The 25681-nt window shown below is 70.5% G+C and carries 22 protein-coding genes and 1 pseudogene; 13 read left to right on the top strand and 10 right to left on the bottom strand.

Annotated elements, in window-relative coordinates:
* Positions 1-39: 39 nt before the first annotated feature.
* Positions 40-513, bottom strand: coding sequence for a large conductance mechanosensitive channel protein MscL (mscL, locus tag OIE47_RS11720; RefSeq protein ID WP_326561530.1), 474 nt, complete (start codon positions 511-513; stop codon positions 40-42).
* Positions 514-641: 128 nt separating this feature from the next.
* Entirely contained in the window at positions 642-998 is a 357-nt protein-coding gene (locus OIE47_RS11715) for an STAS domain-containing protein (RefSeq protein ID WP_326561529.1), read from the bottom strand.
* Between the two features lie 201 nt (positions 999-1199).
* Between OIE47_RS11715 and OIE47_RS11710 the strand changes: the two genes are divergently transcribed.
* From OIE47_RS11710 to OIE47_RS11700, 3 genes are read left to right on the top strand one after another with little or no spacing between them, the layout of a single operon-like run.
* Positions 1200-1736 carry a PadR family transcriptional regulator gene (locus tag OIE47_RS11710; RefSeq protein WP_326561528.1) on the top strand — a complete coding sequence of 179 codons (537 nt, stop codon included), beginning with the start codon at positions 1200-1202 and terminating at the stop codon, positions 1734-1736.
* Positions 1733-2482, top strand: coding sequence for an ABC transporter ATP-binding protein (locus tag OIE47_RS11705; RefSeq protein ID WP_326561527.1), 750 nt, complete (start codon positions 1733-1735; stop codon positions 2480-2482). The genes OIE47_RS11710 and OIE47_RS11705 overlap by 4 nt, the downstream gene beginning before the upstream one ends.
* Positions 2479-4035: an FtsX-like permease family protein gene (locus OIE47_RS11700; protein ID WP_326561526.1), complete on the top strand. Its 1557-nt coding sequence runs from the start codon at positions 2479-2481 to the stop codon at positions 4033-4035. The genes OIE47_RS11705 and OIE47_RS11700 overlap by 4 nt, the downstream gene beginning before the upstream one ends.
* Positions 4036-4039: 4 nt before the next feature.
* Here OIE47_RS11700 and OIE47_RS11695 read toward each other — a convergent pair whose 3' ends face one another.
* Positions 4040-5119: a DUF4352 domain-containing protein gene (locus OIE47_RS11695; protein WP_326561525.1), complete on the bottom strand. Its 1080-nt coding sequence runs from the start codon at positions 5117-5119 to the stop codon at positions 4040-4042.
* Between the two features lie 121 nt (positions 5120-5240).
* Between OIE47_RS11695 and OIE47_RS11690 the strand changes: the two genes are divergently transcribed.
* Positions 5241-6185, top strand: coding sequence for a threonine ammonia-lyase (locus tag OIE47_RS11690; RefSeq protein WP_326561524.1), 945 nt, complete (start codon positions 5241-5243; stop codon positions 6183-6185).
* A gap of 59 nt (positions 6186-6244) precedes the next feature.
* On the opposite strand, the gene OIE47_RS11685 is transcribed toward OIE47_RS11690, so the two are convergent.
* Positions 6245-7486 (bottom strand): family 16 glycosylhydrolase, encoded by a 1242-nt coding sequence (locus OIE47_RS11685; RefSeq protein WP_326561523.1) that lies wholly within the window; start codon positions 7484-7486, stop codon positions 6245-6247.
* Positions 7487-7640: 154 nt separating this feature from the next.
* A complete protein-coding gene (locus tag OIE47_RS11680) occupies positions 7641-9731 on the bottom strand; it encodes a S9 family peptidase (protein WP_326561522.1) in 2091 nt (696 codons plus the stop codon).
* A gap of 94 nt (positions 9732-9825) precedes the next feature.
* Here OIE47_RS11680 and OIE47_RS11675 point away from each other — a divergent pair, with 94 nt between their 5' ends.
* Entirely contained in the window at positions 9826-11133 is a 1308-nt protein-coding gene (locus OIE47_RS11675; RefSeq protein WP_326561521.1) for an FAD-binding oxidoreductase, read from the top strand.
* A gap of 75 nt (positions 11134-11208) precedes the next feature.
* Here OIE47_RS11675 and OIE47_RS11670 read toward each other — a convergent pair whose 3' ends face one another.
* The 3 genes from OIE47_RS11670 to OIE47_RS11660 all read right to left on the bottom strand — a co-directional run bounded on the left by OIE47_RS11670 (position 11209) and on the right by OIE47_RS11660 (position 15183).
* Positions 11209-12237, bottom strand: coding sequence for an aldo/keto reductase (locus OIE47_RS11670; RefSeq protein ID WP_326561520.1), 1029 nt, complete (start codon positions 12235-12237; stop codon positions 11209-11211).
* A 171-nt stretch (positions 12238-12408) separates the two neighbouring features.
* The gene (locus tag OIE47_RS11665) at positions 12409-13026 is read right to left on the bottom strand and encodes a TetR/AcrR family transcriptional regulator (protein ID WP_326561519.1); all 618 of its coding nucleotides are present in this window, start codon (positions 13024-13026) and stop codon (positions 12409-12411) included.
* A 93-nt stretch (positions 13027-13119) separates the two neighbouring features.
* The gene (locus OIE47_RS11660; protein WP_326561518.1) at positions 13120-15183 is read right to left on the bottom strand and encodes a SpoIIE family protein phosphatase; all 2064 of its coding nucleotides are present in this window, start codon (positions 15181-15183) and stop codon (positions 13120-13122) included.
* Between the two features lie 167 nt (positions 15184-15350).
* On the opposite strand from OIE47_RS11660, the gene OIE47_RS11655 reads away from it, so the two are divergent.
* The 3 genes from OIE47_RS11655 to OIE47_RS11645 are packed head-to-tail and all read left to right on the top strand — an operon-like array spanning position 15351 to position 20921.
* Positions 15351-19712, top strand: a complete 4362-nt coding sequence (locus OIE47_RS11655; RefSeq protein ID WP_326561517.1) for a HAMP domain-containing protein — start codon at positions 15351-15353, stop codon at positions 19710-19712.
* 28 nt (positions 19713-19740) lie between these two features.
* On the top strand, positions 19741-20295 hold the full coding sequence (locus OIE47_RS11650) for a response regulator (protein WP_326561516.1): 555 nt from the start codon (positions 19741-19743) through the stop codon (positions 20293-20295).
* Between the two features lie 56 nt (positions 20296-20351).
* Entirely contained in the window at positions 20352-20921 is a 570-nt protein-coding gene (locus OIE47_RS11645) for a uridine kinase family protein (RefSeq protein WP_326561515.1), read from the top strand.
* Between the two features lie 135 nt (positions 20922-21056).
* On the opposite strand, the pseudogene OIE47_RS11640 reads toward OIE47_RS11645, so the two are convergent.
* Positions 21057-21244 (bottom strand): annotated as a pseudogene (locus tag OIE47_RS11640) (hypothetical protein).
* A 117-nt stretch (positions 21245-21361) separates the two neighbouring features.
* Here OIE47_RS11640 and OIE47_RS11635 point away from each other — a divergent pair.
* From OIE47_RS11635 to OIE47_RS11625, 3 genes are all read left to right on the top strand, one after another.
* Positions 21362-22108 carry a GntR family transcriptional regulator gene (locus OIE47_RS11635; protein ID WP_326561514.1) on the top strand — a complete coding sequence of 249 codons (747 nt, stop codon included), beginning with the start codon at positions 21362-21364 and terminating at the stop codon, positions 22106-22108.
* Positions 22109-22185: 77 nt separating this feature from the next.
* Positions 22186-22536 carry a hypothetical protein gene (locus tag OIE47_RS11630; RefSeq protein ID WP_326561513.1) on the top strand — a complete coding sequence of 117 codons (351 nt, stop codon included), beginning with the start codon at positions 22186-22188 and terminating at the stop codon, positions 22534-22536.
* A gap of 95 nt (positions 22537-22631) precedes the next feature.
* Positions 22632-23186: a hypothetical protein gene (locus tag OIE47_RS11625; RefSeq protein ID WP_326561512.1), complete on the top strand. Its 555-nt coding sequence runs from the start codon at positions 22632-22634 to the stop codon at positions 23184-23186.
* Between the two features lie 12 nt (positions 23187-23198).
* On the opposite strand, the gene OIE47_RS11620 is transcribed toward OIE47_RS11625, so the two are convergent.
* A complete protein-coding gene (locus OIE47_RS11620; protein ID WP_326561511.1) occupies positions 23199-23534 on the bottom strand; it encodes an STAS domain-containing protein in 336 nt (111 codons plus the stop codon).
* Positions 23535-23689: 155 nt separating this feature from the next.
* Here OIE47_RS11620 and hemL point away from each other — a divergent pair, with 155 nt between their 5' ends.
* Positions 23690-25027: a glutamate-1-semialdehyde 2,1-aminomutase gene (gene hemL / locus OIE47_RS11615; RefSeq protein ID WP_326561510.1), complete on the top strand. Its 1338-nt coding sequence runs from the start codon at positions 23690-23692 to the stop codon at positions 25025-25027.
* A 4-nt stretch (positions 25028-25031) separates the two neighbouring features.
* Positions 25032-25679, top strand: a complete 648-nt coding sequence (locus tag OIE47_RS11610) for a histidine phosphatase family protein (protein WP_326561509.1) — start codon at positions 25032-25034, stop codon at positions 25677-25679.
* The last annotated feature ends 2 nt before the right edge of the window (positions 25680-25681 follow it).

Raw genomic sequence — 25681 nt, 5'->3', positions numbered from 1 at the left:
GATAGGGTGCGGGGAGGGGGAAAGTCGGGTGCCGGCGGCTCAGCGACCGGCCGAGGGGTACTCCCGACCGGCTGGCGGGTAGTCCCGGCCGGTCAGGTTGTCGAACGACTCCCGGTGCTGCGCCGGCACTCGTGCCCCGGCCACCAGGGCGTCACGGATCTCGGTCAGCAGCTTGATCTCCTCGCTCGGGGCGGCCGGCGGCGGCTCCTCGCCACGCCGACGCCGCTCGGCCAGCTTGTTGAGCGGCAGCACGATCAGGAAGTAGAGCACCGCGGCGGTGATCAGGAAGGTGATTATCGCGTTGACGAACGCCGCCCAGTCGAACTCGACGTCGCCCACCGGCCATGTCCCGGCGGTCACCCCCGTGTCGCCGCCCATCAACTGGATCAGCGGCTTGAGGAACGAGTTGGTGAGCTGGGTGACCAGGGTGGTGAAGGCCGTGCCGATGACGACGCCGACCGCGAGGTCGACGACGTTGCCGCGCATGATGAAGTCTTTGAAACCCTTGAGCATTCGCGTCTCCGAAAGGTTGGCGGTGTCGACCGACAACCTATGCCCCGTCGAGGGTGCGGAGAAAAGTGCCGCCTGGCCCGCTGTGCGGCGGACCAGGCGGTGATCACGTCATGACCGGGCGTGTGCTGTTACGACGAGGCGGAGGTCTGGTCCGCCGCGATGGCCTGCTCCACCGAGGGGTGCGTCTGCAACACCTCGACCAGGCCGCTGACCTCCAGGATGCGCAACACGCCGCGCTGCGGTGCGGCGAGTCGGACCACCCCGCCGACCTCGTCACTGCTGTTCTTCGCCCGGACGAACACGGAGAGCCCGGTCGAGTCGCAGAAGGTCAGGTCGGACAGGTCGAACACCAGGCGGCTGTTGCCCCGGTCGAGCAGATCCGTGATCTCGTCCTGTAGCTGCGGCGCGGTGGCCATGTCCAGCTCGCCTGCGACCGCCACGACGACCACGTCGCCGCGCTGCTCGGTGTGCACCGTCAAGGACATTCGCGACCTCCTGTTATCGATCGAACGGTACTCCACCGGAGGGTTCGGCGGCAGGACCGGACGCCCTGGTGGGCGTGCTCATCTTCCTGGTCGTGCGGCGACCGGAGGCAGGCGGCCCCCGGCGAGTCGATCGCCGACCGGTGTGTCGGCTCGGACGCGGTGGGCTTGACGGCAACTATTCATTCAGTGAATAGTGGCGCCATGTCGACGGCTCAGGTGCTGCTCGGGCTGCTTGCCGGCGGCCCGCAGCACGGGTACGAGCTCAAACGGGCCCATGACGAACGACTGCCCCGGACCAAGCCACTGGGCTACGGCCAGGTCTACGCCACGCTCGGCCGGCTCGCCCGGGACGGCCTGGTCGCGCCGGCCGGACAGGACCGGGACGGCGGACCCGACCGGACCTCGTACGCGCTCACCGACACCGGGCACGCCGCGCTCGACGCCTGGTTGGCGGTGGTCGAGCCACCGGCGCCGTACGTGAGTGGCACCCTGTTCGCCAAGGTCGCGGTGGCGCTCCTGGTGGTCGGCGTCGACCGGACCAGGGAGTACCTGATCGCACAACGGCAGGCGCACACCGTACGGCTGCGCGAGCTGACCCAGATCAAGATCAGTGCGTCGGCCAGCCTCGCCGAGGTGGTCGCCGCCGACTTCGCCATCGTCCATCTCGACGCCGACCTGCGGTGGTTGCAGGCCACCCTGGAACGCGTCGCCGACTGGCACCGGGAGGTGCGGCCATGACCGAGCCGGAACAACGGGCTGACCAAGCCGAGCGAGAATCGACCACACCGCCCCTGCTGCGCGCCGACAACCTGGTGAAGTCGTACGGGCGTACCCCGGCGCTGCGGGGGATCGACCTGACGGTGGCCGAGGGCGAGATCGTGGCCATCACCGGCCCGAGCGGCTGCGGCAAGTCGACCCTGCTGCTCTGCCTGGCCGGCATCCTCCGCCCCGACTCGGGCGAGGTCCACTACGGCGAACACCGGCTCGACACCTGGTCGGAGGCGGCCCGCGCACGGCTGCGCCGGACCGAGTTCGGGGTCCTGTTCCAGTTCGGCCAACTGGTCGCCGAACTGACCGCGGCGGAGAACGTCGCGCTGCCGCTGCTGCTCGCCGGCACGGGGCGGCGAGCAGCACGGTCGGCGGCCCTGGCCTGGCTCGACCGGCTGGGCGTGGCACACCTGGCCGACAACCAGCCGGGCGAGATGTCCGGCGGTGAGCAGCAACGGTGTGCGATGGCGCGGGCGCTCGTCACCGAGCCGCGGGTGCTCTTCGCCGACGAGCCGACCGGTGCGTTGGACGTACTCGCGGGGGAGCGGCTGCTGGGCGAACTGGTCCGGGTCGTCCGCGAGCAGCGGACCTCGGTGGTACTGGTCACCCACGAGGCACGGGTGGCCGGCTACGCCGATCGGGAGATCACCATGCGGGACGGTGAACTCGACGGGACCGGGCTCGGGCTGGGCACACTGCTGGCCGGTGCCGGATGAGACCCCCGACCCTGGTCCGGCTGGCCCTGGCCGGGACCCGTACGGACACGCTCCGGGTGGTGCTGACCGCACTCAGCGCCGCCCTGGCCGCCCTCATCGCCCTGGCCGCCCTGACCGTGCTCGCCATCCCGACGCCGCCGATGGTGGGCGACAACTGGTCGAGCCAGAACTCCACCCAGTACACCAACAACGTGCTGATCGAGCCGGGGCTGCGACCCGGCGTGGTGATCGCGCTGATCCTGCTCACCATCCCGGTACTGGCGTTGGCCGGTCAGTGCGCCCGGCTCGGCGCGCCGGCCCGGGAGCGCCGGCTGGCCGCGATCCGGCTGGCCGGAGCCACACCGGGCCAGGCGATCGCCATCATCGCCACCGAAACCGGGGTGGCGAGCCTGCTCGGCACCGGGTTCGGTACCGCGGTCTACCTGGTCGGCCGGCGGGTGCTGCACCGGCCGGACGCCGAGGGCAGGTTGGCCCTGCCCACCGACGTGCTGCCCGCACCGGGCGCGCTGATCGCCGTGCTGATCGGCCTGCCGCTGCTGACCGCGCTGATCGGCGCGTTCCTCGCCCGCCGGACCGTCATCACCCCGTTCCGGGTCTACCGCCGGACGCGACGGGACGGGAGCCCGTGGCCCTGGCCCGGGGTACTGATCGCGCTCGGCCTGTTCGCGGCCGGCAGCGCGGATTCGATCAACCGCCGGTACGGCGGCGACAACGGCGCGGACCAGGGGCTGATGATCCTGTTGCTCCTCGGTGGCGGCGTACTGGCCGCGCTCGGCGTGGTGCTCGGGACCGGGTGGCTCTCGTACACCTCGGGGCGGCTGCTGCACAGGTTCGGTCGGTCCCCGGCGACGCTGCTGGCGGCCCGGCGGCTGATCGCCGATCCGTGGACCGGCAGCCGTACCTTCGGCGCGATGCTCGCAGCGGTGCTGTTCGGCGCGGGGGCGGCCGGGGCGCGGGCGTACTTCCAGGCCGACGACCGGGTCCGGGAGGCCGTACAGCGTCAGCACGCACTGGCCGCCGGGCAACCGCAGATCGTCGAGCTGAACGACCCCTTCTATCTGCGTACCGTCGAGCTGGTCGACGTGGCGGTGATCGTCGCGCTCTCCATCGCCGCCGCCGGACTGCTGGTCGCGCTGGTCGAGGGCATCGTGTCCCGACGCCGGGCGTACGCCGCCCTGATCGCGACCGGGGTGCCCGCGTCCGTACTCGGGCGGTCGGTCGCCTGGCAGGCGCTCGCCCCCGTGGTGCCGGCGATCGTGATGGCGCTGACGGTCGGGGTGCTCCTCGCCAGGGGCTTCTTCGGTACGCCCAGCCACGGCGGCTACAGCTACACCGTCTGCGATGCCGGGCCGGCGCTGTGCGACAACCCGGCCACCTCGGCCGAGTACAGCCGGACGGTGGCGGAGCCGCTGGTCGGCGGGTCGGTGCCCGTACCCCTGGCGGAGCTGGCGCTCTATGGTGCCGGCGCGCTCGGCGCGGTGCTGGTGATGGTCGGCGTCGGGCTGCTCTTCCTGCGCCGCAGCACCACGCTGACCGAACTGCGGGTGGCCTGAGCGGCTACTCCACCCGGACCACCAGGCCGGGCGAACTGGGCATGTGGTGCAGCCGCATCCGTACGATCCGGGCGCCGGCCGGGATGTCGTAGACCACCGCACCGGTCACCTTCATGCCGGGGTTGATCTCGTTCATGAACACCTGCTGGTCGGAGTTGGCGAGCACGCTCGCGCCGCTGTCCGCGCCGAACTGCTCGCCGCCCGGTCCGAACGCCTCCTGGAGGGTGTCGGTGAAGAACACCGGTCGTTTGCCGACGTTGCGTACGGCGAGTTCGACCACGCAGAACTGACCGACCGCGAGCTGGTTGACCAGGGGGTCACCGACCCGCCCGACACCGCACTCGACCTCGCGTACGAGGAATTCGAGGTCGCCGTCGCGGCCCGGCTGGTTCAACCCGACGATCCGCTGACCCCGGCTCTCCACCTCGGCGTAGAGGTCGCCGCCCCAGGTCAACGCCGTACCGACGACGCCGGCGCAGCAGCAGAGGACCAGGGCCACGCTCACCCCGAGCAACAGCCAGAGCCGACGGCGTCGCTCCGGCGGCGGCTGTACGTACCCCGGTGGCTCGTCCAGCCAGGGCGCGTGGTCCGGCCAGTACGCCCCCGGCGGGTCGGGGTACGGCTCGTCGGCGTACTGCTGCTGCTCCCCGTACTCCTGCTCGGGGTACGGCTGGGCCTCGGGGTGGGGCTGCTCGGCGTACGGCGAGGTCTGGTCCGGATGGGGCGGCGGCGCGAAGTCGCCACCGATGGGTGGGGCGACCACCGGGGTGTCCGGGGTGGACCAGTCCGGGGGACGGGCGGGCGGCTCCGGGGGCGGTGGCGCGGTCACCGGGGGCGGGGGTGTCGGGTCGTCCACGAAGGGGCCGCCCTCGGGGTCCGGGGTCGGCTCGCTGGTGGGCGGGTCCGGGTCCACCGACCAGGTCCAGGGCTGGGCGTGCGGGCCCGACTCCTCCGGCGGGTCGGAGGCGGTGCTCGGGCCGGTCGGCGGCTGCGACTGCGGCGGCTCCGAGCGGGAGGGCGGGGAGCCGTGCGGGTCCGGGGTGGGTTCGGGCGTGCCGTTATCCGGAGGGTCGGGCGTGGGCATCGCGGTCCCCCGATCACGCGGAACACTTTGCCTGATTCTAGGCTTTAGTGCCGCTTTGCCCGTTCGAGATCGTGGTTTCTGATGGCGGTGGGCGGAACCGCCCCTGCGGCATGATGATCGAATGGACCTGGTGACGCTGCACGATGTCCGGGCCGCCGCGGAACGGATCGCCGGCCGGGTTGTCCGTACCCCGCTGCTGCCCGCCGGTTGGGACCCGGAGCTCTGGCTCAAACCGGAGAGCCTCCAGCCGGTCGGCTCGTTCAAGCTGCGCGGCGCGACCAACGCGGTCGCCCGGCTGACCGAGGCCCAGCGGGCCAGTGGCGTGGTCACCCACTCCTCCGGCAACCACGGTCAGGCGCTGGCGTACGCGGCTCGGGCCGCCGGGGTCCCGTGCACGGTGGTGATCCCCGAGGGGGCGCCGGCCATCAAGATCGAGCAGGTTCGCGCGCTCGGCGCCGAGGTGCTGCTCGTACCGCCGGCCGACCGGCTCGTCACCGCCGAGCGGATCGTCGCCGAGCGGGGGCGGACGCTCATCCCGCCGTACGACCACCGCGACGTCATCGCCGGCCAGGGGACCATCGGGCTGGAGATCGTCGAGGACCTGCCCGAGGTCGACGTGGTGCTGGTCCCGGTCGGCGGGGGCGGACTCTCCTCCGGCGTCGCCACCGCGATCAAGGCGCTCTCCCCGTCGACCAGGGTCTACGGGGTCGAGCCCGCGTACGCGGCCGACGCGCAGGAGTCGCTGGCCACCGGGGAGCTTGTCGTCTGGGACCTGGCCCGAACCCATCGGACCAGCGCGGACGGGCTGCGTACCAACCTCGCCGAGCTGACCCTGGCCCACCTGAGGGAACACCTCGACGGGATCGTGACCGTCACCGAGGACGAGATCGCCGCCGCCACCGCCCGCCTGGTACGGGGAGCCCGGCTGGTGGTCGAGCCGAGTGGCGCGGTGACCACCGCCGCCCGGCTGTTCCGTCCGGCCGAGTTGCCGCCCGGCCGGACGGTGGCGGTGATCAGCGGCGGGAACGTCGATCCGGCCGTGCTGGCCGCCGCGGTGCTCGCCTGAGCGGATCCCCCCGCTCAGGCGAGCACCGGCACCGGGTCAGGTACGACCCGGAGGTGTGCTCAGCCGCGACGCCACTTCTGGTTCGCCCCGCCGAGGCAGGTCCAGAGCTGGAGCTTGGCGCCGTTCGCGGTGCTCCAGTCGCGTACGTCGACACACTTGTTCGCCTGCGGGTTGACCAGGTCACCGGCACCGCTCAGGACGAACTGCTGGGCCGCGTTGCCGCTGCACGTGGCGAGTTGGATGTTCGCGCCGTTGGTGACCGATCCCCAGGCCACGTCCATGCACTTGCCCAGCGCCCGGACGGTGCCGTCGCCGGGGAAGCTCCACCGCTGGGCGTCGGTGCCGTTGCAGTCCCACAACTGCAACAGGGCGCCGTCGGTGGGCGTACCGCCGGGCACGTCGACGCACTTGTTGCCGTACCCGATCAGTTGCCCGCCGGTGGCGGGCGGCGGGGTGCCACCGGAGTTCCAGGCGTAGACCCGGACGTAGTCGATCAGCATCTGCTGGGGGAGCACGGTGCTGCCGTCGGGGTAGCCGGGCCAGTACCCGCCGACCGCCACGTTCATGATCATGAAGAACGGGTGGTTGTAGACCCACGGGTTGCCGCGCAGGTCGGCGGCGGTCTTGCGGGCGTACTGGATGCCGTCGACGTACCAGGTCACCGAGTCCGGGGCCCAGTCCACGGTGAAGGTGTGGAAGGCGTCCGCGAACGCCTGCCCGCCGGGGAGGCTGTACGCGCTGCTGATCGCGCTGCCGCCGGAGTAGCCGGGACCGTGCAGGGTGCCGTAGACCGTGTTCGGCTCCCGACCGATGTTCTCCATGATGTCGATCTCGCCGTTGCCCGGCCAGCCCTGCGAGCCGGTGCCCAGCATCCAGAACGCCGGCCAGATGCCCTGGCCGCGCGGGATCTTCAGGCGGGCCTCGTAGCGACCGTACGTCTGGGTGAACCGGTCCGCGGTCAGCAACCGGGCCGAGGTGTACTGGCAGGTGCCGTAGTGGCACTGGTAGTTCGCCGGGTTCTCCCGGCGGGCGGTGATCACCATGTTGCCGTTGCCGTCGTGCGCGGCGTTGCGGGTGGAGTTGGTGTAGTACTGCTGCTCGTTGTTGCCCCAGCCGCTGCCACCGATGTCGAACTTCCACTTGCCGCCGTCAGGGCTGGTGCCCGCGGCTCCGTTGAACTCGTCGCTCCAGGTGAGTGCGCCCGGGGCCGCCTGGGCGACGCCGGACGCTGGAGCCGTCAGCAGGGTGGCCAGGCTTGCCCCCAACAGGGCGAGAGCCAGGGCGGTCCGTCGTATACGCATGGAAATACTTCTATAACATCCGGCGGCTTTCTGGCAAGGTTGTTAACTAATAACTAAGTCAATTCCGACAAGACTGGTGGAGAGCCGCGACAGCCGCGACTCTCCACCAGTGCGTACCGATCAGGCGCGCTCCCGCGCCTCGCGTCGGGTTCGGTCAGTCACCCAGGCCGAACCGGTCGAGCGTCCACGCGTTGACGAACGCCTCCTCGCGCCACGAGTCGTAGCGCCCGCTCGGCCCACCGTGCCCGGCGCCCATCTCCGTCTTCAACAGGTACGACCCGCCCGGCGCCACCGCCCGCAGCCGGGCGATCCACTTCGCCGGCTCGTGGTACAGCACCCGGGTGTCGTTGAGGCTGGTCACCGCGAGGATCGCCGGGTAGTCCACCGCCGCCACGTTCTCGTACGGCGTGTACGACTTCATGTACGCGTACACCTCGGGGTCGTCCAGCGGGTTGCCCCACTCCTCCCACTCGGTCACGGTCAGCGGCAACGACGGGTCCAGGATCGAGTTGAGCGCGTCCACGAACGGCACCTGCGCGACGATCCCGGCGAACGCGTCCGGGGCCAGGTTCGCCACCGCCCCCATCAGCAGTCCACCGGCCGAGCCACCCCGCGCCACCAGCTTGTCGGTCGACGTCCAGTCGGACTTGACCAGGTGCCGGGCGACCGCCACGAAGTCGGTGAAGGTGTTCTTCTTCGCCAGCATCTTGCCCTCTTCGTACCAGTGCCGGCCCAGTTCACCGCCACCCCGTACGTGCGCCACCGCGAAGATCACGCCCCGGTCCAGCAGGGACAGTCGGGGGATGGAGAACCACGGGTCCATGCTCGCCTCGTACGACCCGTAGCCGTAGAGCACGCACGGTGCCGAGCCGTCGCGGGGCGTACCGGCGCGGGCGACCAGCGACACCGGGACCCGGGTGCCGTCGTCGGCCAGCGCCCACACCCGGTGCTGCTCGTACGCGGCCGGGTCGAAGTCGCCCAGCACCGGCTTGCGCTTGCGCAGCACCATCGACCGGGTCACCAGGTTGTAGTCGTAGACCGAGTCCGGGGTGACCAGTGAGGTGTAACGCAGCCGTACGGTGTCGGTCTGGTACTCCGGGTTGCCGTCCAGTCCGACGCTGTAGATCGGCTCGGGGAAGTCGATGTCGTACGAGTCGGTGCTGCCGGCGGTGACCACCCGCAGCCCGGTCAGACCCTCGTAACGCAGGGACACGACCAGGTGGTTCGCGAACGCGTCCACCGACTCCAGCCGGGTGCCCGGCTGGTGGTCGATCATCGGCACCCAGTCGCCGGGGCTGTCCGCCGACGTGTACGCCAGCGCGAAGTCCTCGGCACCGTCGTTGTGCAGGATCAGGAACCGGTGCCCGTGGTGCTCGATCGAGTACTCGATGCCCTGCCGGCGGGGCGCGATGACCGCCGGCTCGCCGGTCGGGTTGCTGGCCGGGATGACCCGTACCTCGCTGGTGACCTTGCTGTGCGAGTCGATGACGATGAACTTCTCCGACCGGGTCAGCTCCACCCCGACCCAGAACCGCTCGTCGTCCTCCTGGTAGACGACAACGTCGTCGGCCGCGGCCGCGCCGACGGTGTGCCGCCACACCTGGTTCGGCCGCCACGCCTCGTCCACGGTCAGGTAGAACAGCGTGGACCCGTCGCCGGACCAGGCGGAACCGTAGAACGTGTCCGGCACCTCGTCGGCGAGCACCTCACCGGTCGAGAGGTCCTTGACCCGCAGCGTGAACCGCTCGTCCCCGGCGAAGTCCGTCGAGTACGCCAGCCACCGCCCGTCCGGGCTGACGTCGAAGGTGCCGAGGGCGAAGAAGTCCTGGCCCTGCGCGAGCGCGTTTCCGTCGAGCAGGATCTCCTCGCCGTCCAGCGGGGCGCCGTCGCCGGTCGCCGGAGGCTCGGTCTCCCCGTCGGCGACCGGGCGGCGGCACTGGATGCCGTACTGCTGGCCCTCGACCGTGCGGGTGTAGTACCAGTAGCCGCCCTTGCGGGCCGGCACCGACAGGTCCGTCTCCTGGGTCCGGTCCTTCGTCTCGCCGAAGAGCGTCTCCCGCAGCGCGGCCAGTGGTGCGGTGACCGCGTCGGTGTGGTCGTTCTCGGCGGTCAGGTAGGCGATCGTCGCCGGGTCCTCCTTGTTCGCGAGCCACGCGTACTCGTCGATGACGGTGTCGTCGTGGTGGGTGCGCTCGGTGGGGATCCGGTTGGCGACGGGGGCGGCAACGGGCGTCTCAGTGCTCACCCCGGCCACGTTACCGCCCATGCCCCCGCCCCCGCCCCCCGCCGGTCCGGCGCCGACCGTTGGCAATCGTTCGAACATGTGTACGATAAACCTCGTGGGGACATCGACAGCGGTGGAGCGGACAACTGGTGGGGGGATCGGTCAGCGTCTGGCCGAGATCTGTGGAGAGCGTTTCGCCCGACCGGCCGGAATGGCCGACGGGGTGGCCGGAGCACCGGCCGCCTGGGTGGCCGCACCGGGCACCGCCGAGGCGGTGGGTGCGGTGCTGCGGGCCGCCGCCGACCGGGCGCTGTCGGTGGTTCCGCGCGGCGCCGGCACCAAACTGGACTGGGGCGCACCACCCTCGCGGGTGGACATCGTCCTCGACACCGGTCGGCTGGCCGGGGTCTGGCACCACTCCGGTGAGGACATGGTCGCCGAGGTGGGCGCCGGCACACCGGTCCGGGCGGTGCAGGCCGCGCTGGCCCGTACCGGGATGCGGCTGCCGATCGACGCGCCCTCCACCGAGGCGACCATCGGCGGGGTGGTGGCCGCCGACGAGACCGGTCCGATGCGGCACCGGCACGGCTCGCCGGGCGACCGGCTGTTCGGGGTCAGCTACGTCGACGCGTCCGGGGTCCTGCACCACGCGGGCGGCTGGGCGGCCGGCGAGACCGCCGGACACGACCTTGCGAGGCTGCTCTGCGGATCCAACGGGGCGCTCGGGGTGCTGGTCTCGGCGACCCTGCGGGTGCAGCCGGTGCCGGCCAGCCAGATCTGGGTGACCCGCCCGGTCCAGTCCCCACTGGAGATGTACAACCTGGTCCGGCTCATCCACGGATCCTGGCTGAGCCCGGCGGCGATCGAGATCGACCTGCCGAAGGAAGGGTTCTCGGCCGCCGGCCACCGGGCCGGTCCGCCGGAGGCCGGCAGTCTCGCCGTGCTGCTGGAGGGCGGGCAGGCAGACGTCGGCGGCAGGGTGGCCCGGCTGGTCGAGCTGCTGGAGGGGGACAGCCGGGTGCACACCACCGCGCCGTCCTGGTGGGGCCGCTACCCGTTCACCGCCGACGATGTCGCGCTCCGCATCGACGTACCCGCCGCCGACCTGCACGCCGCCGTCTACGCGCTGCGTGACGCCGCCGGGACGCCGGTTCCGGTGCGGGGCTCGGCCGGACTCGGCGTGGTCTACGCGGCACTGCCGGGCTACGTCGCGCCCGAGCAGATCGCCTCGATCCTCGGGGTGGTGCGGCGGGTGCTGCTCGCCCGCAACGGGCGGTGTGTGGTGCTGTCCGCCCCGCCCCGGATCCGCCGGGAGATCGACTTCTGGGGCCAGCTCCCCACCCTGCCGCTGCTCCGCCGGGTCAAGGAGCGGTTCGACCCGGACCACCGGCTCGCTCCCGGCCGGTACACCGGCGGCATCTGACCCCTCCGGGGCACCCGAGCCGCTGACGCCCGGCACCGCGCCACCAGCAGGGTGCCGGGCGTCAGCTTTCCCGTACTACTGCTGCGGGTAGCGGACGTCCCGGTAGAAGCCGCTCTGCACCCAGTTCGGGTAGCTCGGCGCCGGCTTGCTGATCTCGTCGAGTTCGGCCAGGTCCTGCTCCGTCAGCGTCAGGTCGATGGCGCCCAGGTTGTCCGTGAGCTGGTGCGGCTTGCGGGCACCGACGGTGACGCTGGTGACCCCCGGCTTGGCCAGCACCCAGGCGAGCGAGACCTGGGCGATGCTGGCGTCGTACCGCTGGGCGATGGTTCGGACCACGTCGAGGATGTCGTACCCGCGCGAGTGGTCGACCGGTGGGAAGTCGGGGAAACCCTCGCTCCCGCGCCGACCGTTGGAGTCGCTGGCGTCACGGTTGAACTTGCCGGTCAGGAAGCCGGCTGCCAGCGGTGCCCAGACGAACAGGCCGACACCCTCGTCGAGCACCATCGGAATGATGTCCCGCTCGGCGTCCCGGCCGACCAGGGAGTAGTAGCTCTGCAGGGCGGCGAAGCCGTTCAGGTTGAGTCGACCGGAGACGCCCAGCGCCTTGCTGACCTGCCAGGCCGAGAGGTTGGCGGCGGCGATGTACCGGATCTTGCCCTGGTGTACCGCGTCGTCGAGGGTGCGCAGCGTCTCCTCGAACGGGGTCAGGTGATCGAAGTTGTGCATCATGTAGACGTCGATGTAGTCGGTCCGGAGCCGGCGCAGGCTCTGCTCCAGGTTCCGCATCAGGTGCAGCCGGGTCTGGCCCACGTCGTTCGGCCCCGGCCCGGTACGGGCGTGCGCCTTCGTGGTCAGGATGACGTCCTCGCGGCGGCCCCTGAGAATGGTGCCGAGCTGTTCCTCGCTCTCGCCGTCGCCGTACCCGTCGGCGGTGTCGATCAGGTTGACCCCGCCGTCGAGGGCGGTGCCGACGATCCGTTCCGAGTCCGCCACCCCGAGCCCGCCGACCATGTCCCAGATCGGCCCGGAGCCGCCGAAGGTCATCGCGCCGAGGGAGATCTCCGAGACGTACAGGCCGGTACGGCCCATCAGGCGGTATTTCACCACAGCTCCCAGAAGGTGTCGGTCGAGTCGGCCGGGCTCCGCCCCCTCACTCTGCTACCCGTGGTCGCCGGACAGGGGCGAAAGCGCTCAAGCCGTACGGAGGGCGTGAGCAGGCGTTCCGTGGGAGCGGCGGTGGTACGGCGCGTTCGTCCGCCTCACCACCCGATCCGGCTACGGCTGGCGCCGGAACGCCCCGTACCACCAGAGCTTGGCCAGCTCCGCGCCGAAGGCGTCGTCGCCGCTGCTGTCGTCGGTTGTCGCCACATGGTCGGCGATGGCCCGCTCGCCGCCGATCACGATGATCCGGTTCACCGTCGGCACGTCCAGGTCGGCCGGGGTGCGACCCGCCTGCTGCTCCTCGGCCAGGATCCGCCCACCGAATTCGAGGAACCGGTTCGACCCGGCCGCCCAGAACTCCCGCACAGTGGTGTCGTACGCGGCGACCTCGTTGATCGCGGTGAGCACCACGGCGTACTCCCGGTAGAGCGTGGTGATCCGCTGGAAGATGTCGATCAGGCCGTCCAGCCCGTCGGTGATCTGCCACGTGCTCACGATGTCGTAGCCGGTGGTACGCATGGTGCCGGCGAGCCGCATGAGCAGTGCGCTCTTGTCCCGGAAGTGGGTGTAGAAGGTCGACCGGGCCACCCCCGCCTCGGCGGCGATCCGCTGCACCCCGAGTTCGGTGAAGCTCACCCCTTCGGTCAGCAGACGCACGGTCGCGGCCACGATCTCGGCCTCGACCGAGGCCCGACGATCGGGATCCACTGAGCGTCGGGTGATCGATGGCATGGCCGCCAGTCTAGATCGGCCGACTTCCCCCCGACCCGCGCCGACCCGCCAGGCCGTTCACCGCCTTCCGCAGCGCGGATCCGGCTCGGCGGCTCAGACCGGGAGGGCGTCGTTGCGCAGGACGAGGATGGCGATGTCGTCGCGTGGGGTCTCACCGGAGAATCCGATCGCGGTCGAGCGCAGCCGGGCCGCGACCACGTCCGCCGAGTAGCCGGCGAGTGGTCCGGCGGCGTCCCGGAGCCGGTCGAGTCCGAACAGCTCCCGACCGCGCCGCCGCTCGGTGACCCCGTCGGTGTAGAAGATCAGCGAGTCGCCCGGACCCATCGGCACACTGGCCGAGGGCGTGGCGATCGAGTCGAGCAGGCCGAGCGCGGTACCGCCGGTCCCGACGAACGAGGCCCGGCCGTTTCCGCGTACGAGGACCGGACGATCGTGGCCGGCCAGGTGCAGTTCGACCGTGAGCTGCCCGTCCTGGCGTTGCCCGACGGCGGCGAGGGCGAGCGTGCAGTAGCGCCCGCCGCCGCGCTCGACCAGGGTCTCGTTGAGCCGGTCGAGTGCCTCGGGCAGCGGCTTGCCGTCACCGACCAGCACCCGGATCACGTCCCGGACCAGTCCGGTGACCGCGGCGGCCTGTACGCCCTTGCCGGAAACGTCCCCGACCACCACCAACCACCGCCCGTCCGGCAGCGGGACCACGTCGTAGAAGTCGCCGCCCACGTCCGCGTCGTCACCGGTCGGTACGTACTCGGCGGCGAAGCCGATGCCGTCGACGACCGGCAGCACCGGTGGCAGCAGCGACTGTTGCAGGGTGTGCGCGATCCGCCGCCGTTCGGCGTGGATCCGCGCGTTCTCGATCGCCAGGGCGGCCCGCCGGGCCACGTCCTCCAGCACCGCGACCTCGTCCGGGTCGTGCCGGTGTCGCAGGTGGCGTCCGACCGCGAGGGTGCCGAGACGCTGACCCCGGGCGACCAGGGGGACCGCGAAGCCGTCCATCGGACCCCCGATCGGCACCTGGGAACCGCTGCGGGACGCCTCCCGCAGCCGGGCCTGCACCGAGTCCGGGCCGTCCTCGCTGAGGACCTTGTGCAGTTCCGGCAGGACCGCCTCGTCGGCGTGGCTGGCCGCGGCGAGCTTGAGCCGACCCCACTCGTCGGCGGTGTGCACCGCGCACCACTGGCCGAGCCGGGGCACCACGAGCTGCGGGATCAGCGCCATGGTCAGGTCGACGTCGAGGGACTGGGCGAGCAGTTCGCTCGCCTCGGCGAGGAAGGTCAGCCAGGTCTGCCGGCGTACGTCGGCCCGGCGGAGCCGGTCGTTCTCCAGGTGCAGGGAGAGCCGTTCGGCCATCAGCGCGGCGAGCGGCTGGGCATATCCCGAGGGCGCGGCGTCGAGTTCCAGTTCCCCGGCGTACGGGCGGTGCACGGCGAGCGGCACCCGGAGCAGGTCGTCACCGGGGCGGGGATGCCGGCCGTAACGGGCGAGCACCTGTGACCCGTTGCCGTCGCCCCGGTCCAGTCGTACGGTGCCGCCGGCCGCGCCGACCATCTCGGCGACCCGGGCGAGCAGGTTGGCGGCGAAGTCCGGCAGCGGGTCGTCCGTGTACGGGTCGGGCACGGTGTGCATCAGGGCGGTGAGTGCACCGGCGCTCGGCGCCGGACCGGTGGGCGTACCGCCGACCAGCGTCGAGCCGGGGCGGCCGGTGGGGGGCTCGGGTGCGCTCTTGCGGTCGAGCCGGAACCAGACGCCCTTGCCGGTGGGGAGGTGGGTGGTGCCCCAGCGGCTGGCGAAGTGGTCGACCAGGAGCAGTCCCCGGCCGCGTTCCGATACCTCGGAGATGTCCGTCAGGTCGTTTTTCGGGCGCGCGGTCACCTTTTCCAGTGGCCCGACGGCGAAGTCGGAGACAGTGACGGTCAGTCCGCTCTCGTCCGCTACGACCTCGATGTCCAACTCTGTGCCGGCGTGTTCCACCGCGTTCGTGGACAGCTCGGTGGTGAGCAGAAGCGCCTCGTTGAGCAGTTCGTCCAGTTGTGCCTCGGCGAGCACCGACCGCACGATCGCCCGTGCGGCAGCCGGCGTACGGCGGTCGGCTGGTAGCCGTACCCGCCGGACGCGTTCGTCCGCACCGTCGCTGAACGGCCCCCCGATTTCCGCTGACACCGTTTCATCCTCCACCGCGCGGCTGCCGGTGCCAAGCCTGCCGGCACGCCGCCCCAGCTCAGCATGGACTGGTATCAGCGGGACCGGAGCACAATGATGGGGGTGCCGCCGCCGCCAACAGGGGGCCGGCCAGGCACGGTCCACCTCCCCCAGCTGAGCGAGGAAGAATGACCACGGCGAAACAGTTGTCCGCCGCGGACCCGTCGACCACCGACGACGCGGTCCTGCTCGGCGAGCTCGCCGAGGCGCTGCGGCGGGTCCGTCGCGGCGATCTCAAGGTACGGCTACCGCGCCGCGCGGGAGTCGGAGGCGAGGTCGCGGACGCCTTCAACGAGGTGGTCTCCCTGCAGGAGCGGCAGAACCTGGACCTGCGGCGGGTCAGCCGGATAGTCGGCCGGGACGGTCGGCTCACCGAGCGGCTCGACGAGGAGGGTTTTGACGGCGCCTGGGCCGACGGGCAGCGGGCGATCAACTCCCTGATCGACGACCTGACCAACCCGACCACCGAGATCGCCCGGGTCATCGTGGCGGTCGCCGACGGTGACCTGTCGCAGCACATGGCGCTGGAGATGGACGGCCGCCCGCTGCGCGGTGAGTTCCTCCGGATCGGCCGCACGGTCAACACGATGGTGGACCAGCTCTCGTCCTTCTCCAACGAGGTGACCCGGGTCGCCCGCGAGGTGGGCACCGAGGGTGAACTGGGTGGCCAGGCCGACGTACGCGGGGTCGCCGGCACCTGGAAGGACCTGACCGAGTCGGTCAACACGATGGCGTCGAACCTGACGTACCAGGTGCGATCGATCTCACAGGTGGCCACGGCGGTGGCCCGGGGCGACCTGAGTCAGAAGATCACCGTGTCGGCCAAGGGTGAGGTGGCCGAGCTGGCGCACACCTTCAACTCGCTCACCGACACCCTGCGCCTCTTCGCCGAGCAGGTGACCCGGGTTGCCCGCGAGGTCGGTACGGAGGGCAAGCTCGGCGGTCAGGCCGAGGTGCCGAACGTCGCCGGGACCTGGAAGGACCTGACCGACAGCGTCAACTCGATGGCGTCGAACCTGACCTCCCAGGTCCGGAACATCGCCCAGGTGTCGACGGCGGTGGCCCGGGGCGACCTGAGCCAGAAGATCACCGTGGCGGCGCAGGGCGAGATCCTCGAACTCAAGGACACCGTCAACACGATGGTGGACCAGTTGTCGTCGTTCGCCGACGAGGTGACGCGCGTGGCCCGTGAGGTGGGCATCGAGGGCAAGCTCGGCGGCCAGGCCCAGGTACGCGGTGTCTCCGGCACCTGGCGTGACCTGACCGAGAACGTGAACCAGCTCGCCGGGAACCTGACCTCCCAGGTGCGGAACATCTCCCAGGTCTCCACCGCGGTCGCGAAGGGCGACCTGTCGCAGAAGATCACCGTGGACGCCCGGGGCGAGATCCTGGAGTTGAAGTCCACGGTGAACACGATGGTGGACCAGCTCTCCTCGTTCGCCGACGAGGTCACCCGCGTGGCCCGCGAGGTCGGTACGGAGGGCAAGCTCGGCGGCCAGGCCCAGGTGAAGGGCGTTTCCGGCACCTGGCGGGACCTGACCGACAACGTGAACTCGATGGCGTCGAACCTGACGTCGCAGGTGCGGAACATCGCCTCGGTCACCACGGCGGTGGCTCGGGGCGACCTCGGTCAGAAGATCACGGTCGACGCCCGGGGCGAGATCCTGGAGTTGAAGTCCACGGTCAACACGATGGTGGACCAGTTGTCGTCGTTCGCCGACGAGGTGACCCGAGTCGCCCGCGAGGTGGGCACCGAGGGCAAGCTCGGCGGCCAGGCCCAGGTACGCGGTGTCGCCGGCACCTGGCGGGACCTGACCGACAACGTGAACTCGATGGCGTCGAACCTGACCTCCCAGGTGCGGAACATCGCCCAGGTGTCGACCGCCGTGGCGCGCGGTGACCTGTCACAGAAGATCACGGTCGACGCCCAGGGCGAGATCCTGGAACTGAAGTCGACCGTGAACACGATGGTCGACCAGCTCTCCTCGTTCGCCGACGAGGTGACCCGCGTTGCCCGCGAGGTCGGTACGGAGGGCAAGCTCGGCGGCCAGGCCGAGGTGAAGGGCGTCTCCGGTACCTGGCGGGACCTGACCGACAACGTGAACTCGATGGCGTCGAACCTGACCTCCCAGGTGCGGAACATCGCCTCGGTGACCACGGCGGTGGCGCGCGGTGACCTGCGTCAGAAGATCACCGTGGACGCCCAGGGCGAGATCCTGGAGCTGAAGAACACCATCAACATCATGGTGGACCAGTTGTCGTCGTTCGCCGACGAGGTGACCCGGGTCGGCCGCGAGGTGGGCATCGAGGGCAAGCTCGGTGGTCAGGCACAGGTGAAGGGGGTCTCCGGCACCTGGAGGGACCTGACCGAGAACGTGAATCAGCTCGCCTCCACCCTCACCACCCAGTTGCGGGCGATCGCCCAGGTGTCGACCTCGGTGACCCGGGGCGACCTGACCCAGCGGATCACGGTCGAGGCGCAGGGCGAGGTCGCCGAGCTGAAGGACAACATCAACCAGATGATCGTCACCCTCCGGGAGACGACCAAGAAGAACGCCGAGCAGGGTTGGCTCGACTCCAACCTGGCCCGGATCGGTGGCCTGCTCCAGGGGCAGCGCGACCTCGGCGAGGTCTGCCGGATGATCATGACCGAGGTGACCCCGCTGGTCGACGCGCAACTCGGCGCGTTTTTCCTGGCCGACACCGAAGAGGCGTCGATGCGGCTGCGGCTGACCGCCTCGTACGGATACGTCGCCCGGCACCACAACGTCACCTTCGGACCCGGTGAGGGGCTGGTCGGACAGGCCGCGCTCTCCCGGCGCACGATCAGGGTGAACGTCCCCGACGGCAAGCTGACCGTACGGTCCGGGCTGGCGGCGACACCCCCGGCAGACCTGGTGGTACTGCCGGTGCTGTTCGAGGGCGAGATGCTCGGCGTGATCGAGTTCGCCAGCGTCGCCGCCTTCTCCGAGCTGCACATCACCTTCCTGGAACGGCTGGTCCTGACCATCGGCATCGCGGTCAACACCATCCAGGCCAACCGGCGTACGGAGGAACTGCTGGCACAGTCCCAGCGGCTCGCCCACGAGTTGCAGGAACAGTCGGCCGAACTCCAGCGCACCAACGCCGAACTGGAGGACAAGGCGCAGCTCCTCTCCGAGCAGAAGGGCAACATCGAGACCAAGAACCGGGAGATCGAGATGGCCCGGATCGGTCTGGAGGAGAAGGCGCAGCAGCTCAGCCGGGCGTCGGCGTACAAGTCGGAGTTCCTGGCGAACATGAGCCACGAGCTGCGTACCCCGCTCAACTCGCTGCTGCTGCTGGCCCGGCTGCTCGCGGACAACTCGGAGCAGAACCTGACCGAGAAGCAGACCGAGTTCGCCCGGACCATCCACAGCGCCGGTTCCGACCTGCTCCGGCTGATCGACGACATCCTCGACCTGTCCAAGATCGAGGCCGGTCGGATGGACGTCGAGCCGACCGAGGTCCGGTTCGCCGAGATCCGGGGGTACGTCGAGCAGGCGTTCGCACCGCAGGCCGAGGAGAAGAGCCTGGACTTCCAGGTACGCGTCTCCCGCGACCTGCCCGAAGCGGTGATCACCGACGCCCAGCGACTCCAGCAGATCCTGCGCAACCTGCTCTCCAACGCGGTCAAGTTCACCGACAACGGCGCGGTCACGCTCCGGATCGCGCCCGCGCCCGAGGGCATGTACTTCGACGTACCGGCGCTGGCCACGGCGAGGCAGGTGGTCGCGTTCACGGTCATCGACACCGGCATCGGCATCTCCGACGACAAGCTGTCGCTGATCTTCGAGGCGTTCCAGCAGGCGGACGGCACCACCAGCCGGCGCTACGGCGGGACCGGGCTGGGGCTGTCGATCAGCCGCGACCTGGCCCGCCTGATCGGTGGCACGATCACGGTGGCCTCGGCGCCCGGTCAGGGTTCGACCTTCACCCTGTTCGTGCCGGACGTGCTGGCGCCGGACGCGGTGGTCGCGCCGATGCCGCTGCCGACGATGCCGGTCCGCAACGAGATGCCGCCGCTGCTGCGCTCGACCGAGTTGGAGCGGGTGAGCGCACCGGTCACCCGGCAGCTCGACGGCGCCACCGTACTGATCATCGACGACGACGTACGCAACGTCTTCGCGTTGACCAGCGCGTTGGAGCTGCACGGCATGACCGTGCTCTACTCGGACAACGGGGTGGACGGCGTACGGCTGCTCGCCGAGCATCCGGAGGTCGACATCGTGCTGATGGACGCGATGATGCCCGACCAGGACGGTTACGAGACCACCCGGGCGATCCGGCGCAACCACCGGTTCGCCGACCTGCCGGTGGTCTTCCTGACCGCGAAGGCGATGCCGGGCGACCGGGAGTCGGCGCTCGGGGCCGGGGCCAGCGACTACATCACCAAGCCGGTCGACCTGGATGAGCTGATCGAGCTGATGGCCTCCTGGGTCAACGGCAGCGGACGGGAGATGACCGAGTGAGCGCGTACGGCGGTAACGTGGTGGTCCGATGAGCGAGGTGGCGAAGGCGCTCCTGGTCGACGACCGGCGGGAGAACCTGCTGGCCCTGGAGGCGATCCTGCAGGGCCTGCCGGTGCACTCGGTCGCGGTGGAGAGCGGTGAGGCGGCGCTGAAGCAGCTCCTGGTGGACGACTTCGCGGTGATCCTGCTCGACGCCCAGATGCCGGACATGGACGGGTTCGAGACCGCTAGCCACATCAAGCGGCGGGAGCGGACCCGGCACGTACCGATCATCTTCCTGACCGCCGCGGACCGGGACGCCCAGCTCGCACTCCGCGGTTACGCGGTCGGTGCGGTCGACTACCTGACCAAGCCGTTCGACCCGTGGGTCCTGCGGGCCAAGGTGTCGGTCTTCGTGGACCTCTGGACCAAGAACCGGCAGCTCGTCGCCCAGGCCGAGGTGGTACGCGAGCGCAACGCCCAGTGGCGCAACCTCACCGACGCCGTGGACGAGGCCACCCGCCTGCTCCGCACCGACGACCCGACCGCCCAGGCCCGCGCCACCGAAATCCTCGAACAGGCCCGCTGGGGCACCACCTCCTGAAGGCTGCCCTCGGAACCGATGTGTCAGCTCAGCCGACCACTGGCTGGGCTGCGCCCATGGCCGTCGACGTCGTGGATCAGGCTGCCGCCGCCGTCGCGTCCCGCGAGCCGGTCAACGGCATACGCATTGTCGGCATCGACGGCCCGAGCGCCTCGGGGAAGAGCCACCTCGCCCGCGGCCTCTCCGAGGTGCTGAAGGCGCCGATCATCGAGATCGACGACTTCGTCTCCTGGGACAACTTCGCCGGATGGTGGCCACGCTTCGACGCCCAGGTACTCACGCCGCTGCTTCGCGGTGAGAGTGCCCACTACCAGGCGAGAGACTGGAGGGACTGGTACGGCAACAGCCTCGGCGAGTGGAAGACCCAGCCCTGGGCGCCCATCGTGATCTTCGAAGGGGTCACCTGCACCCGCCGCGAGACGATCGGCCGACTCGCCTACACGGTCTGGGTCGACGCGCCGGCGCCGCTGCGGCTCGCGCGAGGCCTCGCCCGCGACAGATCCTTCGCAGGCGCCGAACAGCTCTGGCAGAAGTGGATGACCGAGGAAGAACAGTTCTTCAACTCCGACGCCACCCAAGCCCGCGCCAACCTCACGATCAACACCGCCCACCCCACCCCCTCCTAGCCCCGCCCCCACCCCGCCCCCACCCCACGCGTCGATCTTGCAGTTGTGGTCGTTCGCGAAACCTCCAAAACGGGGCAAGCTGGGCGCCACAACTGCAAGATCGACGCGTGAAAGGGGGTGGGGGGAGGGGGTGGGTTAGCTGTTGGCGGGTTCGTTGCGGATCATCAGGGCTGAGCGCATCCCGGTGATGTCGAGGACCGGAGCAGGACATCGCCCACGTTGGTGAGGACCAGGAGGATCTGGGCGTGACTGGCCTCGTTTACGACGGCGGACAGTCGGCTGGCGGTGAGCATGTCAATTTCGCCGGCGAGGCTCAGGATCACCTTGTCTGCGCTGGTCGGTCTGCGGCGGCGAGGCGGCGATCGGCCGGCGTCCGGTTCGAGGGTGTCCGGCGCGTAGAGTCGCACTGTTCGTCGGCGGGAAGGGTTCTGGGCAGAGTCGTGGGCAGTGGGCCGGCGTACCAGCGGGTCGCGGACGAGATCCGGGCCGCCATCCTCTCCGGAGAGCTGGCACAGGGCGACCGGATGCCGTCGTTGCCGGAGTTGGCCGCCCAATTCGGCGTAACAACGACCGTCGCGCACAACGCGGTTAATGTGCTGCGCGGCGAGGGCCTGGTCGTCACCCGGCAGGGCGCGGGCGCTTACGTCCGCCGGTTCGAACGGATCCGGCGCAGTTCGCCGGGCCGACTTTCCCGCTCCCACTGGGGACAGGGTCGAGCCATCCAGGACCACGACACCGGCGTACGGGCAAGGGTCCTGGACGTCGTGGTCGGGGAGGTGCCGGCACCGGAGTACGTGGCGACGGCGCTCGGCGTGGACAACGACGCCGCAGTGCTGAGCCGGGCGCGACGGTTCGAGGTCGACGGCCGCCCGGTCCAGTTGGCCACCTCCTACCTTCCGCTGGAACTGGTACGCGGGACGGCGATCACCTACACGGACACCGGACCCGGCGGCGCCTACGCCCGGCTGGCCGAACTGGGCTTCGCTCCGGTGCGGTTCGTCGAGCGGCTGACCGACCGGGCGCCGAATCCGCAGGAGCGTGAACAGCTCGCCCTCTCGTCCGGCGCCGGTGCTCGGGTCATCGAGATCACCCGATTCGCCTACGACGGGACCGACCGCTGTGTGGAGGTGACGCGGATGGTTCTCGATGCAACCGCGTACGAGCTGGAGTACGAGTTCCCGGCCTAGACTTACAACTCTTGCCAAGAGTTCGAAGTCTAGGCAAGAATCGATCCATCGATTTCGCCCAGGGATTGGGGAATGACGTGGACCTTCGTGACCAGGTGTGCAAGATGGCCGCCGAACTCGGTTACGAGATCGACGCGCGTGAGCTGCTTGAGCTGATCGCGGACGAACCCGACGTGGTGGGAGAGGCGATCGGATCCGTCGCCGCCATCGCCGCCCACGAACTCACGCTTGAGCTGTTGGCCCAGGCGCTCGACAAGTTGCGCGGTCAGTGGCAGGCATGGCAGCTCGGCGACGGGCTCACGCACCTTGCGGACGTACTCGTCCGGCTGGACGAGGCACACGCCGCGATCTCCGAGGGCATGAACGACAGTCGAGCCGAGTTCCGGACCTCCATGCGCCACCTCGTCGGCGCCCCCACCCAACCGTGACCCGGATTGACCGGGTGGGCTGTGGCGGATTCGTGCCCCTCCGGGGGCAGCGGTTCGCCACAGCTCGCTGGCCGACTTCCGGTTGGATGGGAGGTATGGAGGTCACCAGGGATGGGCGGAGCTGGCGGATCGGCACGGCTGACGACGTGGCCTGGCTCGTCGGCCAGACCACGGAGGATCTCACGATCACCACGGCGATCCCGCCGGTGTTCGAGGCGTACGCCACTTTCTACCCGCCCGAGGGTGTCGGTTACGTGGCCCACGAACGCGCCGTGGTCGACGTGCTCGCCCGGCACACCCCCGACCAGCCCTGGTGGCTGGGCTACCTCGAAACGGGGCCGCACGACATCGTCTTCCCGGATGCCCCGAGGGTGTTCCTCTACTGGAACTGGCCGTACGTGCTGGTCGAGGCCGGTCCCGAACAGGCTCTCACCTGGCGGACCGGTCACATGCGCGGCGACGGGCCGCTGCCCGATCTGTTCTTCCCCGCCGACCGGTCCTGGCTCGTCTCCGCCCTCTGGGACGACACCTGGACCGACATCGGCGGCACCGCCGACCTGATCGCCGCCCTGCGCCACAACCCGCTGGTCAACGCCCGCCCGGTCGGACCCGACGAGGACGCCCTACCGCCGGGACTGGTACGCGAGTAACCCGGTCAGGGCCTAGCTGTTGGCGGGTTCGTTGCGGATCATCAGGGCGGACCGGAGGCCGGTGATGTCGAGGACCCGGAGGAGGAAGTCGCCCACGTTGGTGAGGACCAGGAGGGTCTGGGCGTGACTGGCCTTGCGGCTCAGTACGACCAGGGTGCCGAGGCCCTGCGAGTCACAGAAGGTGACTCCGGCGAGATCAAGTACCAACCGGGGCGGGGCGTCGGAAAGTGCCTCGTTCACGACGGCCGACAGCCGGCTGGCGGTGAGCATGTCAATTTCGCCGGCGAGGCTGAGAGTCACCTCGTCGGCGGTCCGCTGGACCGCGATGGTCAGCTCGGCTCGCTCCACCGGATCAGCGTATCGCGATCTAGGTGACTCGGCCGGGTGAGGCGTACCGCCGCGCTGTCGGGCCCGCTCCGGACAGGCGAGCGGGACGTGAGCGGGGTTACCCCAGCAGGGGTGGTTACCCTGCTGTGCGGCAGCGCTGACAGAATGGCGGCACCGTGACCGATACGTACTCTGCCGGCACCGGCCCGTACCCGGCCGACGCCCCGGCTTCCGAGGCCCTGTTCAACCGCGCCCGCGCCATCGTGCCGGGCGGGGTCAACTCCCCCGTACGCGCGTTCCAGGCGGTCGGGGGCACCCCCCGCTTCATGGTCCGTGGCTCCGGCCCGTGGCTGTTCGACGCCGACGGCCGGCGTTACGTCGACCTGGTCTGCTCCTGGGGACCGTTGATCGCCGGGCACGCCCATCCCGAGGTGGTCGCCGCCGTCCAGGCCGCCGCCGCGCTCGGCACCAGCTTCGGTACGCCCACGCCGGGCGAGGTCGACCTGGCCACCGAGATTGTCGCGCGTACGCCGGTGGAGCAGGTCCGCCTGGTCAACTCGGGTACCGAGGCGACCATGACGGCGATCCGGCTGGCCCGTGGTTTCACCGGTCGCTCGAAGATCGTCAAGTTCGCCGGGTGCTACCACGGGCATGTGGACGCGCTGCTCGCCGCGGCCGGCTCCGGCGTGGCCACCCTGGGACTGCCCGACTCGCCCGGTGTCACCGGCGCCGCGGCGAGCGAGACGATCGTGCTGCCGTACAACGACGTGGCCGCGGTCGAGGCCGCGTTCGCCGAGGAGGGCCAGCACATCGCCGCGATCATCACCGAGGCGGCGCCGGGCAACATGGGCGTGGTGGCTCCCCGCGAGGGCTTCAACGCCGCCCTGGCCAGCATCGCCCACGCGTACGGCGCCCTGCTGGTGGTGGACGAGGTGATGACCGGGTTCCGGGTGTCGGCGGGAGGCTGGGCCGGGCTCGAACCGGTCGACGCGGACCTGTTCACGTACGGCAAGGTGATGGGCGGCGGACTGCCGGCGGCGGCCTTCGGTGGCCGGGCCGAGATCATGTCGCGCCTCGCCCCGGCCGGGCCGGTCTACCAGGCCGGGACCCTCTCGGGTAACCCGCTCGCCTGCGCCGCCGGGCTGGCCACGCTCCGGCTCGCCGACGACGCGCTCTACCAGCGGCTGGACACCAACGCCGCCGCCGTGGGCAAGCTGGCGAGCGACGCGCTGGCCGCCGCCGGGGTGCCGCACAACCTGTCGTACGCGGGCAGCATGTTCTCGATCTTCTTCACCGACAACGACGTGGTCGACTACGAGTCCGCTCGTACCCAGGACGTGTCCGCGTTCCGGGCGTTCTTCCACGCGATGCTGGCCCACGGCGTCTACCTGCCGCCGAGCGCCTTCGAGTCGTGGTTCGTGTCGGCGGCGTTGGACGACGCCGCGTTGGAGCAGTACGCGGCAGCCCTGCCCGTGGCAGCGGCTGCGGCAGCGGCGGCCAGTCTCGGGGGGTAGGCAAGTGAGCAAGACGGTCGTCCACGTGCTGCGGCACGGGGAGGTATACAACCCCGACAAGATCCTCTACGGTCGGCTGCCCGGTTTCCGCCTGTCCGAGCTGGGTGTCCAGATGGCCAAGGCGGCGGCCCAGTCGCTCGCCGACCGCGACCTCGCGTACGTGGTGGCGAGCCCGCTCGAGCGCGCCCAGCAGACCGCGGAACCGTTCGCGGCCCAGCTCGGCCTGCCGGTGGCGGTCGACGACCGGCTGATCGAGAGCGCCAACTGGTTCGAGGGCAAGCGGGTGTCGCCCGGCGACGGCTCGTTCAGCGACCCGCGCAACTGGTGGGTGCTGCGGGACCCGGTGACCCCGTCCTGGGGCGAGGCGTACCGGGTGATCGCCGAGCGGATGTTCGCCGCCGTACACGCCGCCCGGGTGGCCGCCGAGGGACGCGAGGCGGTCTGCGTCTCGCACCAGCTCCCGATCTGGACCCTGCGCCGGTACGTCGAGCGCAAGCGTCTCTGGCACGACCCGCGCAAGCGCCAGTGCGGGCTCGCCAGTCTCACCTCGTTCCACTTCGAGGGGGCCAAGGTCGTCGGCATCGGCTACTCCGAGCCGGCCGCGCACCTGGTTGCCATGTCACCGACCGCACGGACGGCCAAGGGGGCTTGACG

The organism is Micromonospora sp. NBC_01796, assembly GCF_035917455.1.
In the GTDB taxonomy this organism is placed as follows: domain Bacteria; phylum Actinomycetota; class Actinomycetes; order Mycobacteriales; family Micromonosporaceae; genus Micromonospora_G.
Note: the sequence above shows the minus strand (reverse complement) of the source record. Positions and strands in the feature narration are given on the sequence as shown.

Coding starts and splice junctions, on each gene's coding strand:
- mscL (WP_326561530.1), bottom strand. CDS start 513: ATGCTCAAGGGTTTCAAAGACTTCATCATGCGCGGCAACGTCGTCGAC.
- OIE47_RS11715 (WP_326561529.1), bottom strand. CDS start 998: ATGTCCTTGACGGTGCACACCGAGCAGCGCGGCGACGTGGTCGTCGTG.
- OIE47_RS11710 (WP_326561528.1), top strand. CDS start 1,200: ATGTCGACGGCTCAGGTGCTGCTCGGGCTGCTTGCCGGCGGCCCGCAG.
- OIE47_RS11705 (WP_326561527.1), top strand. CDS start 1,733: ATGACCGAGCCGGAACAACGGGCTGACCAAGCCGAGCGAGAATCGACC.
- OIE47_RS11700 (WP_326561526.1), top strand. CDS start 2,479: ATGAGACCCCCGACCCTGGTCCGGCTGGCCCTGGCCGGGACCCGTACG.
- OIE47_RS11695 (WP_326561525.1), bottom strand. CDS start 5,119: ATGCCCACGCCCGACCCTCCGGATAACGGCACGCCCGAACCCACCCCG.
- OIE47_RS11690 (WP_326561524.1), top strand. CDS start 5,241: ATGGACCTGGTGACGCTGCACGATGTCCGGGCCGCCGCGGAACGGATC.
- OIE47_RS11685 (WP_326561523.1), bottom strand. CDS start 7,486: ATGCGTATACGACGGACCGCCCTGGCTCTCGCCCTGTTGGGGGCAAGC.
- OIE47_RS11665 (WP_326561519.1), bottom strand. CDS start 13,026: ATGCCATCGATCACCCGACGCTCAGTGGATCCCGATCGTCGGGCCTCG.
- OIE47_RS11655 (WP_326561517.1), top strand. CDS start 15,351: ATGACCACGGCGAAACAGTTGTCCGCCGCGGACCCGTCGACCACCGAC.
- OIE47_RS11650 (WP_326561516.1), top strand. CDS start 19,741: ATGAGCGAGGTGGCGAAGGCGCTCCTGGTCGACGACCGGCGGGAGAAC.
- OIE47_RS11645 (WP_326561515.1), top strand. CDS start 20,352: ATGGCCGTCGACGTCGTGGATCAGGCTGCCGCCGCCGTCGCGTCCCGC.
- OIE47_RS11625 (WP_326561512.1), top strand. CDS start 22,632: ATGGAGGTCACCAGGGATGGGCGGAGCTGGCGGATCGGCACGGCTGAC.